The following is a 16,867-nucleotide window of genomic DNA, read 5'->3' as shown; positions in this document are numbered from 1 at the left end:
TACGCGTCTCTACATCGTTCGGCTGGTTCGCGTACCTTCGCTTTCCTCACGTCTTCCGCTATGCTAAACTCTTTGCGCATCCAGAATTTCAAATCCTGGAAGGATACCGACACCATCGAATTCGGCTCCCTCACCGGCTTCTTCGGCACCAACTCCTCCGGCAAAACCAGCATCCTGCAGTTCCTGCTGATGCTCAAACAGACGGTGGAATCGTCGGATAGACTGCAGATTTTAAATTTAGGAGATGAGAGGTCTTATGTAGACTTAGGCACTTTGTACGATGTAGTGCATCAACGTAAAGACCCTGCAGAAATTACCTTCAAGGTAGAATGGAAGCTATTAATAGATGAAGCCTTTTCTCCTAAACACTTACGCAAGTTCACTTGGGCAAATTATAAAAACACATTTGAAAGCAAAATAAGAAAAAGAGGTGACCATATATCTTTACAGAATTATCATTACAGAAGTAAAGAAAGGTCTTTTACGCTACAAATGACCGGCCAGGATTACGAGACTAGTTCACCTATTTACTCTCTGCTCACAGAAGGTTTAACAGATCCTCATTCTCATGAAGCAGTTAGATTTCCTCAACGCTACGTGGAAATAAATAAATTTTATGGAATGCCTTCTGGATTTGCTTTACCAGCGGGGCAATACGATCAGATAGCAAGGATGGTATTCGAGTTTGAACAATTATTTAAGCGCACTTATTATCTAGGCCCTTTAAGAGAATATCCTAATCGATTATACGTTTGGGGAGGTGAACAACCTGAAGGAGTTGGAAACCGAGGAGAAAAAGCTGTAGCTGCTTTACTATATTCAAAACGGCTAGCTACTATAAAAATCCAAGACAACGTATTTCGCACACTAGAGGAGCATGTTGCTTATTGGTTAGAAGAGCTAGGTATGATTCACTCCTTCGAAGTACGTCCGATTGCGCCGAACCGGAAAGAATATGAAGTACGCATTAAACGCACGGCCGAATCGGCGGAGGTATTTTTGACCGACGTAGGTTTCGGCGTGTCGCAGCTGCTGCCAGTGCTGGTGCTGCTGTTTTACGTGCCGGAAGGCTCCACTATTATTCTGGAGCAGCCCGAAATTCATTTGCACCCGGCCGTGCAGGCGGGGCTGGCCGATGTATTTATTGACGCCATCAAGCGGCGCAACGTGCAGATTATTCTGGAAAGCCACAGTGAGCATCTGTTGCAGCGCCTGCAGCGGCGGCTGGCGGAAGAAGCCTTGCCCACGGAGCAGGTGAAACTATATTTCACCGATTTTGTGGGCGCCGCCTCCACTCTCACCCCGCTAGACCTGGACGAATACGGCAACATCCGCAACTGGCCCAACAACTTCTTCGGCGACTCCTTTGCCGATGCTTCCGCCATGATGGACGCCGAGCTAAAGCGCCGCGAAGCCGCGGGGGAGAAATAAGCTATGCCTACGCCTGCCAAGTGCATTCTGGATACCAATGTGCTATTGACCGCCGATGGCAAATCGGATGCGGGCCTGGCCTGCGTGCGGGCCGCAAAAACCCGCCTGGATACCGTGCGCGAACAAGGTGGCTTGGTGATTGATGCGGGCTTTCTGATCCTTAAGGAGTACGGGCACAAGCTGCAGCCGTTAGGCCCCAATACCCCCGGCAACGCGTTTCTCAAGTGGCTGCTGCAAAACAAGGCTACGCCTGTCTTCTGCGAGCAAGTACCCCTGGAAATAGCCGAGGACGGTTCCTTTGCCGCTTTCCCCGCCGACCCTAACCTGGCCCGTTTCGACCTCTCAGACCGCAAGTTCGTTGCTGTGGCGCTTACCCATCCGGCCCACCCGCCTATCGTAAATGCGACGGATACCGACTGGCACCACGCCCGCGAGGCCCTGGAGGGCCACGGTATCCGCCTGGAGTTTCTGTGCCCGGCCGAAATGACCCACTCCCGTTAGTTTGTTACTTCCAATACCGCGTGGTAGCCGGCTGTGGCTAATACGTGCGCTTACTATTGCGGGCTTCGAACCCCTGCCCAGGAAAGAAATATAGCCGTATTCGGATAATAAACTACTATCCGCCTATGGTTCAGGTTACGTACACGCAGCCGTAGTCATTTTCCCGGGTGTGTATGTGGTGGATTTTCTCGTTGCTGGCGGCCGTGTCGGCGGCCGTGGTGGTGACGCTTTCCAAGGTGGGCGTGAAGAATATCGAGTCGAGCGTGGCTTTTGCTATTCAGTCGGTGCTGATTGTAGGCGTGGCCTGGAGCGTGGTGGCCTGGCAGGGGCACCTGGGGCAGGTAGCTGAAATAGACCGGCGCACCTGGCTGTTTCTGGTGGCCGCAGGCATTATCACCTGCCTGTCGTCGCTGTTCTCGTTTCAGGCCCTCAAGTTGGGACAGGCCTCGCAAACGTCCTCCTTCGATAAGGTTTCCCTGGTCTTTTCGATTGTGCTGGCGGCCGTGTTTCTCAAGGAGAAGATTACCTGGCAGGTGTGGCTGGGCGCGGCCCTCATGGGCGGCGGGGCCCTGCTCATTGCCTTCACGAAGGCGCCCAAGTAAGAATTTTGTAGCTCTATGCCGAACATAAAAAAGGCGCTCCGTGCATACGGAGCGCCTTTTCTGCTAAGTCGGATTCGACTACGAGTTCTTTTTGTGCTTGGCCTTGATTTTGGCGTCGCCCATTTTGGTTTTCTGCTTCACGTCGGCATCGGCGGGGGCCGTTATGTCGGTTTTGGCGGGGTTGGACGCCGTAGCCGCGCCGCCTTCCCGGATTTCGCCTACCAACGACACCATCACCTGGCCCGAGGCCGAGTTGGAGTCGATGGTCAACACTTTGTTCTGCATGCCCATTTTGCCGGCCGAGTTGAATTTGGCGGTGATGGAACCGGTTTTGCCGGGCATCACGGGTTCCCGCGTCCACTCGGGCGTGGTGCAGCCGCAGCTGGCCTGGATGTTGGAAATGACCAACGGCGCGGTGCCCGTGTTCTTGAAGGTGAAGGTGTGGTCGACCACGTCGCCGGGCTTAATCACGCCGAAGTCATACTTCATTTCGGCAAACTGAATCTGCGGGCCGGCGGCTTGCGTGGCGGCAGCGGGAGTCGATTGGGCCTGAGCGGCGGCACCACCCAGCATCAGCGACAGGGCCAGAACAAGTACTTTTTTCATGACTGGGAAGTTGAAAATGAGGTTGATATTCAAAAGTAAATGGTTTTGCGGCCCGCGCCAATTATCCTGCCAGTTTAGCGTTGCGGAAATGAGCGTTTGGTGAGAAACCCACAACCAGCTGAATAGGTTGCACCTACGCATTACTCGGCCAGCAGCTTCTGGTTGAAGTTCAGCAGAAACAGCCGCTCGGCCGCCCGCGTGATGGCCGTGTAGAGCCAGCGCGCAAATTCGGAGTTCACCATCTCGTCCTTCAGGAAGCCATGGTCGACGAACACGGCCTGCCACTGGCCGCCCTGGGCTTTGTGGCAGGTGAGGGCGTAGGCGAATTTTACCTGCAGGGCATTCAGGAACGGGTCTTTGCGCAGGGCAGCGGAGCGGTCTTTCTTGGTGGGCAGGTCGGCGTAATCAAGGCCCACGGCGTCGTAGAGGGCTTTGCTGCGATCGGCGGGCAGGGCTGGACTTTCTGTGTGCAGGGTATCGAGCAGAAGCTTTACTTCCATGTCGGGCTCGTCGGGGTAGTCCACGAGGCGGACGCGGGCATCGGCGAAGCGGAAGCCGAACTCCTCGGTGCGCCGCACAATCTTCACCACCTGCACAAAGTCGCCGTTGGCTAGAAACCCGATTTCTGAGTCCTTGGGCAGCCAGAAGTAGTTGTTGCGCACCACCATCAGGTAGTCGCCCGACTCAATTTCGTCCTCGGCATCGAACAGGATGCGCCGGATAAACTGGTTGTACTGGTTGGCGTTCTTGTTGGAGCGGCAGATGATGGTGGTATTCTCGTGGCCAAAGTTCTTGTAAGCCCAGCGCAGGCCGTCTTCGAGCTTGTCGCCGCCCATAGAGAAGATATCGGGGTAGCCTTTGGTGAAGAAGGTGATTTTGGGCTGCTCTTCCCGCAGCTCTTCCCGCAGCACCGTGGCGTTCATCAGGATGCCTGAGGACTCGGCCTGGCGCATCACCTGGCGCAGCTCCACCGACTGCACGTGGGCCCGGAAGCGGTGAGCCAGGAGCTCGGGGTCGAGGGCGGGGCTGAGCAGCTGGCCCACGGGCGGCAGCTGGGCCGTGTCGCCGATGAGTAGCAGGCGGTTGGTTTGCTTCTCGAACACGTAGCCCATCAAGTCATCCAGCAGGCCGTTTTCGCCGAAGGCCTTTTCGTCGGAAATCATGGATGCCTCGTCCACGATGTAGAGCATGTCGGCCGTGCGGTTTACCTGCCGCTGAAACGAGAGTCGCTCGGAGGGCGAGCCGCTGGTTTGCCGGTAGATTTTCTTATGGATGGTGCTGGCCGGCACGCCCGAGTAGGTGCTCATTACCTTGGCGGCGCGGCCGGTAGGTGCCATGAGCGTGTACTTGCGCTGGCGGTGGTGCAGCCACTGCACCAGGGCGCTGACCACAGTGGTTTTTCCGGTGCCCGCATAGCCGCGCAACACAAAGGCCTTGCGCCCGGGCAGCTCGTCGCGCAGAAACAGGTCGAGCTGCTGAAACAGCAGGGCTTGGTCGGGCGTGGGCTCGTACGGGAAAAAGTCGCGGACGGAAGGAAGGCGGAGTGAGAGCATAAGTAGGTAAAAAGAATAATGCCGCAGGGCCTTTTAATCGAGCAGGGTCGGATTGACCTCACTAATAAACTGCTGCAAGAACAACATTTCGCGACCAGAAAGTCCCGCACGGCGGCCACTATCTAAGGCCGTTTGCCGGAAGTTGGCCAAAGCCTGAACCCGATTTTCCTCCGTGGAAAAATTGGCGCTGATTCCCCAGACAACCGCTTGGCGCAGGCAGGCTTTGGGGTGCCGCTCAAGGTAGCGCAACGTCAGCATGGGCTGTTGCGCCCATATAGCAGCGGCGGCCTCGCTGATGCCTTCCGAAAGATACCCATCACTCTGGCAATAGATGGAATCCAAAAGTTGCAAGGCACCTACCGACCGCTCAACTGCCACCTGCTGCTGAAGCTGGTAAATTCCCGCCAGCACTAGGCTATCATCGGGCGGCGGCAGTGGGGCCAGCAACGCAGAAGAGGATGCAGCGGTAGACGGATTTTGGCCGGGTACTGTTTGCTCCGATTGGCACCCGGCAAGGGCTAGGACGAATAACGCTGAAAGAATAATCTTCATAGCTGCTCAAGCTTTTCACTTTCCTAAATTACCCAGCACGCTCTAGCTTTTTACCCTTGTGGCTCTACCACGGCCATGGTAGCCGAAGCTTTGGCAATCAGCTTGTCGTCAGCCCACACTTCGGCTTCGCAGAAATAAAGGCGGCGGCCGGGCTTCAGCACCCACCCCACGGCACGGAGCTTCTGGCCGACGCCGGGGCGCAGGTAAGTGGTTTTGAGTTCAGCCGTTACTAGGCTCACGTCTTCCGGGGCCAGGGTAACGGCGGCAAAGCCTGCTGCCAGATCGGCCAGCGTAGCTATTAGGCCACCGTGCGCAAAGCCCCCGTGCTGCTGGTGCTGCTGTTGCAGCAGGACTTCCGCCTCTACGCGCCCCGGCTCAATGCGCGTGAGTTCGGCGCCGATGTGGTGCATGAAATGCTGGCGCTTTAGCCGGCGACGAATGCGGGTTTCCAGCTCGTCGGGCGCTGTTGCCTGGGGACTTTCGGGAGGTGTCATGTAGGGCAAAGATACCGCTCAGATAGTCCTGAACCGCAGAGTTGCGTACCTTAAACCCGACTACTGCCCTACTGCTATGGAACCCAAGCTTTACCTCTTATCGGGCGCCCTCGGGCTGGCCCTGGCCGCGTGCAGCGGCTTCCGGGTGTTTGTGCCGCTACTGGCCGCCAACGTGGCCTACCTCACGGGGTATATGGCGCCTTCTCCCGGCTTCGCGTGGCTGGGAACCTGGGCGGCGTTTGGGGTGCTGGCCACAGCCACAGTGGCCGAAATGCTGGCTTACTACGTACCCGTGGTGGATAATTTCCTGGATACTATCACCACGCCTGCCTCGTTTATTGCCGGCACCTTGCTGATGACTTCGTCCCTGCCCGAGTTAGACCCGGTGCTGCGCTGGGGGCTGGGCATCCTGGTGGGCGGAGGCACGGCCGGCGTTATCCAGACGGGTACCTCCCTGCTGCGGGCGGGCTCCACCGTAACCACCGGCGGCCTAGCTAACCCCGTGCTGGCCACCGGCGAAAACCTGCTGGCCGTGGTAGGCTCGGTACTGGGCCTGCTGCTGCCCGTGCTGGTAGCGGTGGCAGCCCTGGTGTTCGTGGTGTACCTTGCGGGACGGCTGTGGCGCCGGGGCCGCCGCCTGCTGGCCTCGCGCCGCCCGCTGCCACCCACCGGGCACTAACCTTTCTTTTCCTCGTATCCCACCACCTATGCCTGATCTTTCGCCCGACCTTGCCGCTTCGCTGCTCAGACCCTACGCCGGCCAGGTGCGTGTGCGGGTAGGCGGCCTGCTGCTGCGCCAAAATGCCGTGTTGCTGGCCGCTCACCGGGGCTTGCTGCCCGATGGTATTCCGTTTTGGTCGCCACCCGGTGGGGGGTGGCAGTTCGGTGAGTCGGTGCAGGAATGCCTGCAGCGGGAGTTTCGGGAAGAAACCGGTTTGCTGGTGACGGTAGGCCGGTTTCTGCACGTGCATGAGTTCCGGCGTGGGGAGCTGCAGGCCTTGGAGCTGTTTTTTGAGGTGACCCTGGCCGACGACTCCGCCGAAGCCAAGCTGGGCCTTGACCCCGAGCACGCCCGTGACGCCCAACTGCTCACCAAGCTGGCCTACTTCACCCCGCGCCAGCTGGGCGCCTTCGACCCCCAGCAGCTTCACCCCCTCCTGCGCCACATCCTCAGCCCCGACGACGTGTTCATCCCCCAGGTGGTGTTCGATAAAACCCGCCGGTAGCTTGCTGCTACCAGGAAGCCGCTTTTCCGGACATTACTATGTCCCGAGCAAGACATAGTAATGTCCCAAGTAGATCGTGCTGATGTCACAGGTGTGACATAGTAATGTCACGCTACCCGGCCCCGGACCACACAACGCCAACGGGTTTGTACCTTTGGGCGCCCCTGTTCTTTTTCCTTTGCTTTTGCCCGTGTCCGACTCTGCTTCTACTGCCGCTGCCTTAGCCGCGCTGCCCAGCCTGCGTGATGAGACGCTGGACCCGGACCAGCTGGCCGCCTACAACCTGTACCTCTCGGCGGGCGCGGCCGGGCTGCGGGTGGGCGTGGCCGATGCGCGGCGCAACAAGTTCCTCCTGCTGGAAGACTACGCACCCCAGCCCGCCACCCCGCTGGCCGAACAGCTCCAAATCCTCACCGCGCAGCATGATCTGGTAGGCCAGCCGGGCTGGAACCAGGTGCGCCTTTCGGTGCACAACCGCCACTTCACCCTGCTGCCAGCACCCCTGTTCCGCGAGGGCGACGAGGACACCTATCTGCGCCTGCACCACCGCGCCGACGCGGCCCGGGAAGTAGTGCGTAGCTACCGGCACGCCGGCCGCGACATTGTGAGCGTGTTTGCGGCCGAGCGGGATGTGGCCGAGTGGTTTGGGCGCCTCTACCCCACCGGCAAGCTGCTGCACCACACCAGCGCCCTGCTGGAGGGCCTCGTGCACCAGAGCGACCGGGGCGCCCCCCGCCGCCTTTACGTGAGCATCAGTCAGCAGGAAGTCACGCTCCTGGTGGTGCGTGATAAGCAGCCGGAGTTTTGCAACGTGTTTGCCTTCTCTACGCCCGAGGACCTGATTTACTACATCATCCTGGTGATGCAGGAAATGCAGCTCAACCCCGACCAGGACCCGGTGCTCGTCTGGGGCGACCTATTGCACGACTCGGCCCTGTTCACCATTCTGCGCAAGTACATCCGCAACATCCGCTTCGGCAACCGCCCCTACGACCTGGGCTACAGCTACCGCCTCAACGACGTGTTCGAGTACCGCTACTTCGACCTGTTCAGCCTGCATTTGTGCTGAGTTGTGTCTCTTGCTGGCGTGCTGTTACGCGTAGCAATGGCAGTTTTTGCTACTTCACTCAGTCATTCATTCGCTCATTCACCGCATGAACATAGCGCTGTTTCCCGGTTCTTTCGACCCGTTCACGAATGGGCATCTTGATGTAGTGCAGCGCGGGGTAGGCCTGTTCGACCAGATTATTATTGCCATCGGCAATAACAGCAGCAAAACCCGCTACCTGCCCGTGGAGCAGATGGCTACAATGATTGAGCAGGTATTTGCTGATGAGCCCCGCGTGACGGTGCAGACCTACAAGGGCCTCACCGCCGATTTTGCCCGCCAGGCAGGGGCCCGGTACCTTCTGCGCGGCCTGCGCAACACCACCGACTTCGAGTACGAAAACACCATTGCCCAGGCCAACCGCCACGTCAACCCAGAGCTGGAAACAGTGTTTCTGATTACCTCCCCCCGCTGGCGGCTATCAGCAGCACCATTATCCGCGAAATTCACCGCTTCGGCGGCAACGTGGATGACTTCGTACCCTTCAAATTGCCAGCTGTTAGCGAAAAAGGCCCTATATAATGCAGTAGGGTGCGGGGCTTGTCCCCGCCCGTCGTTGAACAATCTGTACAGATTTCGTTCAACGACGGGCGGGGACAAGCCCCGCACCCTACTGCGTGTATCGTGTCAGTTAACAACTATCAGTTAACTGCCAGATGCTGGCTTACTTGCGGCGCGGAATGATGCGCACGCCCTTCACCTTGCCGGACTCCCCGCCACCATCGGGCAGGGGCAGCACGATGTAGTCGGGGCTGGTCATCATCAGGCCGCCGCGCAGCATCAGGTCGTCTTCGTTTTCGCCCACCAGCACAATGTCGCTCACGCGGCGGTTGCGGGCGTTGAAGGTTACCACCAGCGTGTTGCCCTCGGTCTGAAAGGTGTTGATCCAGCCTTCACCATTGGTGCTTTTCATCTGGTCAGCGTTGGGGTCGGCACCTACCAGCTCGTCGCTGGCTTCCTGGGGCTGGCCCAGCTGGCGGCGCAGCTGGTCGATATTGCGCTTGAGCAGGCTGCCTGCGTCGAGCTTGCCGGGTGCCACGGCGGTACCGCGCTCAGCGGCGGGGCGCTCGGCCTCGGAGGCCGTCTGGGAGTTCATGCAGCCAGCCAAACCCAGCAGCCCGGCAAAGGCCGGCACCAGCAGCCGGCGCGAAAAGAAAGAAGAAGCGGACATAAAGCAGGGAGAAAAAGAGGGACGTCCGCTATTTAACGGGTTCGGTTGCGGCGGGTTCGTTGGAGGTGCCGGCTACTTCGCTCAGGTAGTGGCGCACCACCAGGGCAATGGAGGCGTAGGTATCGGGCAGCACAGCCAGGGCCTCCTGGGGCGTCATCCAGCGCACTTCCTCAATGTACTCCTCAGCCTGGGGCTTCATCAGCGAGTCGTCGAGGCACTGCATGATGTACCAGTTGGTTTTCTTGAGGATCTTGTTGCCGTTGTAGGCGTAGGAGTGCCAGGTGCTGGGCAGCTTGTCGCCGAGGGCCAGCTGCACGTTGGTTTCCTCTTCCACTTCGCGCAGGGCGCCTTCGGCCGGGTCCTCATCTTTTTTGAGCTTTCCCTTGGGCAAGTCCCACTTGCCCAGGCGGTAAATCATCAGAATCAGTCCCTCCTTCACCACTAGCCCACCGGCGGCTTTGGCAATACGGAACTGGTCTTTGAGGTGCAGGATGAGGGCCTTTTTCTTGCGGGCCAGCAGCGTGAGGGAGGTGAGCTTCTTGAGCTTTTTCACTTCCATCAGCCGCAGCAGCCGGTCGATGAACGCAGGCGTAGCATCGCGCACCAGCACGTCGCCCACCAGGTCCTTGGAGATAAACTCGTCCTCGGCGTTCAGGATCAGGTCGTAGCGGTGCTTGTACACCTTATCGCTGGTCTTCTTGACAATCAGCGGAATGTCGTTGATGAAAACGTTCATCGCGGGGGTAATAGAGAGGAAAGCAGGAAATTCAGTTGGGTGCGCCGGGCTCCTTTGCAAATCAGTGCATAAATATCGGCAAACGGAAATACCCGGCAAGCCGGGCAAGATACGTGAAGCCAGCGGTTCCGTTGTCAGTTGCCGGTGGTTAGTTGTTCTTTGCTAGTGTTCAGCTAGCGGGCGGTTGCATGCCAGCACCCTGCATGGCGTTTACACAGCATCCCTTCTTCCGTCGTTACCTGAAAACGAACAACGAATAACCGACAACGAGCAACCGCCACCTGTCCACTACCTTGCATCATGCAACAGATTGGCCTGCTCTCCGACACCCACAGCTACCTCGACGACCGGATTCTGCACCACCTGCGGGGCTGCGACGAAATCTGGCACGCCGGCGACTTTGGCACCGCGGCCGTGGTGGAGCAGCTGCAGGAGCTGGCCCCGCTGCGGGGGGTGTATGGCAACATTGATGGCCGCGACGTGCGCCTGACCCAGCCGCTGGTGCAGGATTTTGAGGTGGCCGGCCTGCGCGTGCTGATGACGCACATTGGCGGCTACCCCGGCCATTACAGCCCCGCTGCCCGCCCGCTGGTGCAGCAGGCGCGGCCCGGCTTGTTTATCAGCGGGCACTCCCATATTCTGAAGGTGATGCCCGACTCACGCCTGGGGCTGCTACACCTGAACCCCGGCGCCGCCGGCCGCCACGGCTTTCATAAGGTGCGCACGCTACTCAAGTTTCAGGTAGCGGCCGGCAAGGTGCAGCAGCTTCAGGTAGTGGAGCTGGGCTCACGCACGGGTGAATAGCAGCACGAAAAAAGCGCCTTGCTCCGAGAACAAGGCGCTTTTCAACAATTTATAGGAGCCAACCGACGCGGGTGGCGGGCAAGCTAGAGGGCAATTTCCGGCTTGGGATGCTCGCCTTCCTGACCGTCTTCGTTTACGGGCTTGGTTACAGCCTCAGCATCGTCGAATGCGGCGGCATTGTCCTGCGCTACGCTGGCTTCGGCGTTGGCATCAGCCTGCTTCTGGGAGCGGGCGGCTGCTTTCTCCGCTTTGGTCTGGGATTGGGCGGGGGCAGCACCGCCGTTGAAGCTGGCTTTCAGCTCTTCGATGTCCACGTTCTTCAGAACGGGGGTCAGGAGCAGTTGCTTGATGATGCGCTGCTTGTTGTTGGCGCGCGCAATGTTCTTGCGGTGCTTCCGCTTCAGTCGGGTGACGCTCATATCCGGGTCGGTTTTGTCAATTTAGTAAAGGAGGGGCAAAAGTAAGTCTTATTTTTGAATCCTGAAACCTGATTTAGAACTCCATGACCGCAGCCCGCATCGATTTACGCTCCGACACCGTTACCCGCCCCACGCCGGCCATGCTGGAAGCCATGTTCCGGGCTCCGGTGGGCGACGACGTGTATGAGGAAGACCCGACCGTACGGGCCCTGGAAGACGCCGCCGCGGCCCGTTTCGGGCTGGAAGCCGGCCTGTTCTGCCCATCCGGCACCATGACCAACCAGATTGCCATCAAGGCCCACACCGAGCCGCTGTCGGAAGTTATCTGCGAGCAGACCTCGCACATTTATCTGTGGGAAGTGGGCGGCATTGCCTTTCACTCGGGTGCTTCGGTGGCCTTGCTGACTGGCAACCGGGGCCGCGTTACGGCCGCGCAGGTGGAGGCCGCCATCCGGCCCATTAACGTGCACTACCCTACCACCAGCCTTGTTTCCCTCGAAAACACCCACAACCGGGGCGGCGGCAGTTGCTACACCCTTGAGGAAATTGCCGCCATTGCCGAGGTAGCGCGCCGCCACCAGATTCCGCTGCACCTCGACGGGGCCCGCATCTTCAACGCCCTGGTAGCTACCGGACAGCAAGCGGAGGAGTACGGGCGCTATTTCAACTCGATTTCGGTGTGCCTGAGCAAAGGCCTGGGGGCGCCCGTAGGCTCGGTGCTGCTGGGCAGCCGGGCGTTTGTGCAGAAGTGCAAGCGCATCCGCAAGGTAATGGGCGGCGGCATGCGCCAGGCCGGCTACTTGGCCGCCGCAGGCCTCTACGCGCTGGAAAACAACGTAGCGCGCCTCGCCGATGACCACCGCCGCGCCCGTCAGCTGGCCGATGCGCTGACCGCGCAGCCTTACGTGGCCGAGGTGCTGCCCGTGGAAACCAACCTCGTCATCTTCCGCCTCCACGACGCCCACCCTGCTGACCAGTTTCTGGCGCAGCTGCAGGAGCGCGGTATTATTGCCTCGTCTTTCGGCCCCCAGATGATCCGCTTCGTGACCCACCTGGATGTGGATGACAGCATGATTGAGTCCGTGGTACGGGCGCTGAATGACGCAGCGGCCTAGAAGCTGCTTGTAGGGTTCGGCCCGGGGTCGAGACACAACATGCTGCGTCTCGACCCCGGGCTGACCGTTTCAGTACCTTACGCTTCGTCGTCTGCCTCCGGGGCTGTCTTCAGGATGACGATGCCTACCAGCGCGGCCAGCACCGAGCCAACAATGACGGCCAGCTTGGCTACATCTACGCGGCCGGGCTCGGTGAATGACAGGTTGGCAATGAAAATGGCCATAGTGAAGCCAATGCCCGCCGTGAAGCCCAGGCCCAGCAGCATCCGCCAGGTCACGCGGGCGGGCAGCCCGGCTACGCCGGTTTTCACGGCCAGCCATGTGGCCGCAAAAATACCCAGCGGCTTGCCCAGCAGCAGCCCCAGCCCCACGCCCAGCCCCAGCGGCGTAAGCAGCCCCGCCACCGCCTCACCCGACAGCACAATAGCGGTGTTGGCCAGCGCAAATACCGGCAGAATCAGGTAGCTGACGGGCTTTTGCAGCGCGTGTTCCAGCTTCTCGATGGAAGCCGTGGGGATAGTAAGGGCCAGCAGTACGCCGGCAATGGTGGCGTGAATACCCGACTGCAGCACCACAAACCACAAACCCAGCCCCAGCAGCAGATACAGCGGCAGCCAGCTTACCCGCAGGCGGTTGAGCGCCACCAGCAACGCCAGAATGCCCGCCGCCGCCATCAGGTAGCCCAGGTGCAGCCCCGCCGTGTAGAAAACGGCAATGATGAGCACGGCCAGCAGGTCGTCGATGATGGCCAGGGCCGTGAGGAAGATGCGCAGACCGGGCGGAATCCTACTGCCCAGCAACGAAAGGATGCCCAGGGAAAACGCAATGTCGGTAGCGGTAGGAATGGCCCAGCCGTGAGCGGCCGGCGTGCCCGCCGTGCACAGCAGGTAGATGCCGGCCGGCACTGCCACGCCCCCGGCCGCCGCCAGCACCGGCAGCAGCGCGTGCCGCACATCGGTCAGCTCCCCGTAGAGAACTTCGCGCTTGATTTCCAGCCCAACCAGGAAAAAGAACACCACCATCAGCCCGTCGTCCACCCAGTGGGCCAGGCTTTTGACGAGCGGCCCCGCTCCAACTTCGGTGTGCCAGAAATGCAGGTAGCGCGGCCCCCAGGCCGAGTTGCTGAGCGCCAGAGAAACCAGCGTGGCCAGCAGCAGCAGCAGCCCCGACAGCTTGCCGCTGTCCGATAACTCGCGGATAGGCGTAATGATTTTGCGTAGTGGCATCGTTGGCAAAGTTACCCGGTCCGACCTTATTTGCGGCTGAACAGCCTCAGCACCTCCCCTGCTGTTGCCTGGTATTTGCTTATTTGCCGCTATGAATCTGTTTGTAGTCGGTGATGTACACGGCTGTTATTATACCTTTAAAGAGCTTTTGCGGCACTGGCAGCCCGCCACCGAGCTGTTCGTGCAAACTGGCGACCTGGTAGACCGGGGACGCTACGTGCCCGAAGCCGTAGCGCTGGCCGTGGACCTCAGCCGGCGCTACCCCACGCAAACGGTGTTTCTGAAAGGCAACCACGAGGCCATGATGCTGCAGCACCTGGGCCCCGCCGGGCCGCACCCGGGCTGGCTGCGCTGGGGTGGCCGCAGCACCCTGCAGCAGTACCGAAGCCGGCCGGCTCTGCTGGCCGAGCACCTGCCGTGGCTGGCCTCCCGGCTGCTGTTCTGGGAAAACGACGCCTTGTTCATCAGCCACGCCGGCCTGGCCGACACCCCCGAGCCGCTGCACGAAACCAACCCCGATGGCGTGCTCTGGCGGCGCGGCCCACTGCGGCCCGTAGGCAAGCGCCAGATCATCGGCCACACGCCTACTGCCGATGGCAAACCGCTGTTTGATGCTGCCACCGATGCCTTGTATATTGATACGGGTGCCTACCTTGGCCGGGGCCTGACGGCGGTGCGCCTCAGTTCCGCCGGCCAGCTGCTGGAAACGCTTACGGTGCCCACGCGCCGCCGGGATATTGCCTGACTTTTTGCTTTCTGCCTATGGCTTCCGATGCCCTCACTCACCTTTCCCAGGCCGATCCGGTACTGGCTGAACTGATTCGCCGGGGACGCCCCATCCAGCCCAGCGCCCAAGAGGATTTGTACCTGGCGCTGCTGCGGGCCATTGTATCTCAGCAGATTTCCACCAAAGCAGCCACCGCTATCTGGCGCAAAGTGCAGGCCCTGTTTCCACCCGACGGTTACCCTGAGCCGGCGGCCGTACTGGCCTTATCGGATGAGGACTTGCGCGCCGCTGGCATTTCGCGGCAGAAAGCGGGCTACCTGCGCGCCATTGCCGACTTTGCCCGGCGCGACCAGCTCGACCACGCCCACCTCAGTCAGCTGTCCGCCGATGACTTCACCCTTCACCTCACCCAGATAAAAGGCGTAGGCCGCTGGACTGCCCAGATGCTGCAGATGTTTGCGCTGGATCAGCCCGACGTGTTTCCGGAAGGCGACCTGGGCATTCAGAATGCTATGCGCCGCCATTACCGCCTGGAGGAAACCGGCCGCGCCCTGCTGCGCCGCATGACGGAAATAGCCGAAGCCTGGCGCCCGCACCGCACGCTGGCCAGCAAATACCTCTGGCAGTCGTTGGACAACACGCCGGCCCAGTAGCTTCGCCGGTTATTTTTCCTGCTGTTCAATGGCCTCCCGCCGCCGGGCATCGCGCATGGCCAGCCCAATGGCCACGAAGGCCGACAGCATGGGCACAAAGAAGCCGAACAGCAGCCACGGCCAGAAGCGCCGCCCGTACATATGGGCTATATACACCGTGATAAGGGCCGACAGCGGGCATACCGCCACCAGCAGAAACAGAACGTCAGAAAGCTCCATATACAGTTAAAATCAGCGCTGCCGGAAGTTTTAGCGGCCTTTGTTGCGCTTCACTAGGTAGGCGTAAAGCACTTTGTCAAATGGCTCCCGGATGTCTACCGGCACGAAATCAATTTTGTACTGCCCGCAACGCAGGGCCAGTTCATGCTCGTAGCGCTGCATGGCGGCGCGGTACTGCTCGCGCACCTGGTTGGGCTGCAGCTTGATGGTCTGGCCGGTTTCCAAGTCCTCAAACAAGTACGGCCGCTCCTGGAAGGCAAAATCCGCCTCCGTGGCGCGGTCCATTACGTGAAACAGCAGCACCTCATGCTGCTGGTGGCGCAGGTGCTGCAGGGCCGCCAGCGCCTCAGTTTGCTCCTCGGGGGCGCGGCCCAGCATGTCGCTGAACAGAATCACCAAGGAGCGTTTCGGAATCTGCTGGGCAATCTGGTGGATGACGGCGGCTACATCGGTGGGGCGGCGCACCACGGGGCGCTGGAGCAGCTGCTGGAGCGTGAGCAGCAAGGTGTGGCGGTGGGTGCTGGTGGAGCGGACCGGCGTTTGCAGCTCCACCTGGTCGGCGAAGGTGACAAGGCCTACCGCGTCGCGCTGCCTTTGCAGGAGCGTGCAGAGGGCCGCCGCGCACAGAATGCTGAAGCGTAGCTTGTCGAAGTCGGGCGCGGGGTAATACATGCTGGGGCTCACGTCCAGCAGCAGGTGGCAGCGCAGGTTGGTTTCCTCCTCGTAGCGCTTCACAAACAGCTTATCGGTGCGGGCCAGCACTTTCCAGTCGAGGTGGCGGGTGCTTTCGCCGGGGTTGTAGAGGCGGTGCTCCGAAAACTCCACCGAAAACCCGTGGTAAGGCGACTGGTGCAGACCCGTAATGAAGCCTTCGACCAGTTGGCGGGCCAGGAATTCCAGGTTTTCGAACGAGCGGATGGCCGCCAGGTCCAGGGGTTTTGCCATGGGAAGAAGCTGCGGAAAGCCGATGCGAAGAGAGCCGGCCAACAAAGGCTGCGGGCCGCTTTAATCTCCACAATAGCCGATAAAGACCTTCAATATCGGCAAAAAGCTGCAAGCAAAATCCCCGGTCTTTCTGCCGTACAATTTCCGGAATGCCCTATTTTATGAACGGACCTTAGCTCGCAGGGCCTCTTAATTTTTATATCTATAGATAAGTGCCTATTTTGGTCAGCATTTTAAGCAGTTTTGCATAATCCCAATCTACTCGCACTACCGTGGAAGACCGTCAAGATCAGGAAGAAATCTACTCCCAACGCATCAAAGCTGGTAAACGCACCTACTTTTTTGATGTAAAAGCCACGCGGGGTCAGGATTTCTACCTCACCATTACCGAGAGCAAGCGCCGCCTCCGCGACGACGACACTTTCTCCTACGAAAAACACAAAATCTTTCTGTATAAGGAGGACTTTGCCAAATTCGTGGATGCCCTGCAGGACGCCGTGGACTACGTGCGCGAAGAGCTGCTGACGGAAGAGGAAGTGGCCGAGCTGGACCGCCCCCGCCCTACCTACGACAGCTACGACAGCCGCCCCGGCGACGCCGGCTATAATCTCAATCGCGCCGACGACACCTATTAACCTTACCCCGCGCCTAGCGAAACAAACTCTACTCTTTTTGCCCCGACTACCCCGGCGCGCCCTGCTTTCCCGAAGGCAGCGGCGCGCCGTTGCGTCAGGGGTCTTCTTCATACCTGCGCAGCTTGCCAAAACCACAGGCAGCAA

The 16,867-nt window shown here is 59.8% G+C and carries 21 protein-coding genes and 1 pseudogene; 12 read left to right on the top strand and 10 right to left on the bottom strand.

Annotation, left to right across the window (positions count from 1 at the left end; all coding sequences use genetic code 11):
* The first annotated feature begins 60 nt into the window (after window positions 1-60).
* The 3 genes from LRS06_RS16365 to LRS06_RS16355 all read left to right on the top strand — a co-directional run bounded on the left by LRS06_RS16365 (window position 61) and on the right by LRS06_RS16355 (window position 2,534).
* Window positions 61-1,431, top strand: coding sequence for a DUF3696 domain-containing protein (locus LRS06_RS16365; protein ID WP_257872460.1), 1,371 nt, complete (start codon window positions 61-63; stop codon window positions 1,429-1,431).
* A gap of 3 nt (window positions 1,432-1,434) precedes the next feature.
* A complete protein-coding gene (locus LRS06_RS16360) occupies window positions 1,435-1,932 on the top strand; it encodes a hypothetical protein (protein WP_257872459.1) in 498 nt (165 codons plus the stop codon).
* A 173-nt stretch (window positions 1,933-2,105) separates the two neighbouring features.
* Window positions 2,106-2,534, top strand: coding sequence for an EamA family transporter (locus tag LRS06_RS16355; RefSeq protein WP_257872458.1), 429 nt, complete (start codon window positions 2,106-2,108; stop codon window positions 2,532-2,534).
* Window positions 2,535-2,612: 78 nt separating this feature from the next.
* On the opposite strand, the gene LRS06_RS16350 is transcribed toward LRS06_RS16355, so the two are convergent.
* The 4 genes from LRS06_RS16350 to LRS06_RS16335 all read right to left on the bottom strand — a co-directional run bounded on the left by LRS06_RS16350 (window position 2,613) and on the right by LRS06_RS16335 (window position 5,739).
* Entirely contained in the window at window positions 2,613-3,140 is a 528-nt protein-coding gene (locus LRS06_RS16350) for a DUF1573 domain-containing protein (protein WP_257872457.1), read from the bottom strand.
* A gap of 140 nt (window positions 3,141-3,280) precedes the next feature.
* Window positions 3,281-4,693, bottom strand: coding sequence for an ATP-dependent RecD-like DNA helicase (locus LRS06_RS16345; RefSeq protein ID WP_257872456.1), 1,413 nt, complete (start codon window positions 4,691-4,693; stop codon window positions 3,281-3,283).
* 33 nt (window positions 4,694-4,726) lie between these two features.
* On the bottom strand, window positions 4,727-5,245 hold the full coding sequence (locus tag LRS06_RS16340) for a hypothetical protein (protein WP_257872455.1): 519 nt from the start codon (window positions 5,243-5,245) through the stop codon (window positions 4,727-4,729).
* Window positions 5,246-5,295: 50 nt separating this feature from the next.
* Complete coding sequence (locus LRS06_RS16335; protein WP_257872454.1) at window positions 5,296-5,739, bottom strand: PaaI family thioesterase; 444 nt, start codon at window positions 5,737-5,739, stop codon at window positions 5,296-5,298.
* A gap of 76 nt (window positions 5,740-5,815) precedes the next feature.
* Between LRS06_RS16335 and LRS06_RS16330 the strand changes: the two genes are divergently transcribed.
* From LRS06_RS16330 to coaD, 4 genes and pseudogenes are all read left to right on the top strand, one after another.
* Complete coding sequence (locus LRS06_RS16330; protein WP_257872453.1) at window positions 5,816-6,418, top strand: DUF4126 domain-containing protein; 603 nt, start codon at window positions 5,816-5,818, stop codon at window positions 6,416-6,418.
* Window positions 6,419-6,446: 28 nt separating this feature from the next.
* The gene (locus LRS06_RS16325) at window positions 6,447-6,965 is read left to right on the top strand and encodes an NUDIX domain-containing protein (protein ID WP_257872452.1); all 519 of its coding nucleotides are present in this window, start codon (window positions 6,447-6,449) and stop codon (window positions 6,963-6,965) included.
* Window positions 6,966-7,155: 190 nt separating this feature from the next.
* The gene (locus LRS06_RS16320) at window positions 7,156-8,034 is read left to right on the top strand and encodes a DUF3822 family protein (RefSeq protein WP_257872451.1); all 879 of its coding nucleotides are present in this window, start codon (window positions 7,156-7,158) and stop codon (window positions 8,032-8,034) included.
* A gap of 85 nt (window positions 8,035-8,119) precedes the next feature.
* Window positions 8,120-8,595: pseudogene (coaD, locus tag LRS06_RS16315) on the top strand (pantetheine-phosphate adenylyltransferase).
* Between the two features lie 142 nt (window positions 8,596-8,737).
* Here coaD and LRS06_RS16310 read toward each other — a convergent pair.
* Window positions 8,738-9,244 carry a hypothetical protein gene (locus LRS06_RS16310; RefSeq protein WP_257872450.1) on the bottom strand — a complete coding sequence of 169 codons (507 nt, stop codon included), beginning with the start codon at window positions 9,242-9,244 and terminating at the stop codon, window positions 8,738-8,740.
* 28 nt (window positions 9,245-9,272) lie between these two features.
* The gene (locus LRS06_RS16305) at window positions 9,273-9,980 is read right to left on the bottom strand and encodes an NUDIX hydrolase (RefSeq protein WP_257872449.1); all 708 of its coding nucleotides are present in this window, start codon (window positions 9,978-9,980) and stop codon (window positions 9,273-9,275) included.
* Between the two features lie 300 nt (window positions 9,981-10,280).
* Here LRS06_RS16305 and LRS06_RS16300 point away from each other — a divergent pair, with 300 nt between their 5' ends.
* Complete coding sequence (locus LRS06_RS16300) at window positions 10,281-10,784, top strand: metallophosphoesterase (protein WP_257872448.1); 504 nt, start codon at window positions 10,281-10,283, stop codon at window positions 10,782-10,784.
* Between the two features lie 83 nt (window positions 10,785-10,867).
* Here the strand turns inward: LRS06_RS16300 and LRS06_RS16295 are convergent, their stop codons facing one another.
* Entirely contained in the window at window positions 10,868-11,203 is a 336-nt protein-coding gene (locus LRS06_RS16295; RefSeq protein WP_196956641.1) for a hypothetical protein, read from the bottom strand.
* Window positions 11,204-11,286: 83 nt separating this feature from the next.
* Between LRS06_RS16295 and ltaE the strand changes: the two genes are divergently transcribed.
* A complete protein-coding gene (gene ltaE, locus LRS06_RS16290; RefSeq protein WP_257872447.1) occupies window positions 11,287-12,318 on the top strand; it encodes a low-specificity L-threonine aldolase in 1,032 nt (343 codons plus the stop codon).
* Between the two features lie 77 nt (window positions 12,319-12,395).
* Here the strand turns inward: ltaE and nhaA are convergent, their stop codons facing one another.
* On the bottom strand, window positions 12,396-13,544 hold the full coding sequence (gene nhaA, locus LRS06_RS16285; RefSeq protein WP_257872446.1) for a Na+/H+ antiporter NhaA: 1,149 nt from the start codon (window positions 13,542-13,544) through the stop codon (window positions 12,396-12,398).
* A 91-nt stretch (window positions 13,545-13,635) separates the two neighbouring features.
* Between nhaA and LRS06_RS16280 the strand changes: the two genes are divergently transcribed.
* Complete coding sequence (locus LRS06_RS16280; protein ID WP_257872445.1) at window positions 13,636-14,289, top strand: metallophosphoesterase; 654 nt, start codon at window positions 13,636-13,638, stop codon at window positions 14,287-14,289.
* Window positions 14,290-14,306: 17 nt separating this feature from the next.
* Window positions 14,307-14,924: a DNA-3-methyladenine glycosylase gene (locus tag LRS06_RS16275; protein ID WP_257872444.1), complete on the top strand. Its 618-nt coding sequence runs from the start codon at window positions 14,307-14,309 to the stop codon at window positions 14,922-14,924.
* Between the two features lie 9 nt (window positions 14,925-14,933).
* Here LRS06_RS16275 and LRS06_RS16270 read toward each other — a convergent pair whose 3' ends face one another.
* Together LRS06_RS16270 and LRS06_RS16265 are read right to left on the bottom strand one after the other, a co-directional pair.
* Window positions 14,934-15,143: a hypothetical protein gene (locus LRS06_RS16270; protein WP_257872443.1), complete on the bottom strand. Its 210-nt coding sequence runs from the start codon at window positions 15,141-15,143 to the stop codon at window positions 14,934-14,936.
* 30 nt (window positions 15,144-15,173) lie between these two features.
* Window positions 15,174-16,088: a DUF58 domain-containing protein gene (locus tag LRS06_RS16265; protein ID WP_257872442.1), complete on the bottom strand. Its 915-nt coding sequence runs from the start codon at window positions 16,086-16,088 to the stop codon at window positions 15,174-15,176.
* Between the two features lie 272 nt (window positions 16,089-16,360).
* On the opposite strand from LRS06_RS16265, the gene LRS06_RS16260 reads away from it, so the two are divergent.
* Entirely contained in the window at window positions 16,361-16,723 is a 363-nt protein-coding gene (locus tag LRS06_RS16260; RefSeq protein ID WP_257872441.1) for a PUR family DNA/RNA-binding protein, read from the top strand.
* The last annotated feature ends 144 nt before the right edge of the window (window positions 16,724-16,867 follow it).

It is taken from the genome of Hymenobacter sp. J193 (assembly GCF_024700075.1).
Lineage (GTDB): Bacteria > Bacteroidota > Bacteroidia > Cytophagales > Hymenobacteraceae > Hymenobacter.
The sequence above is the reverse complement of the archived record's forward strand: the minus strand, read 5'-3'. Positions and strand labels throughout refer to the sequence as shown.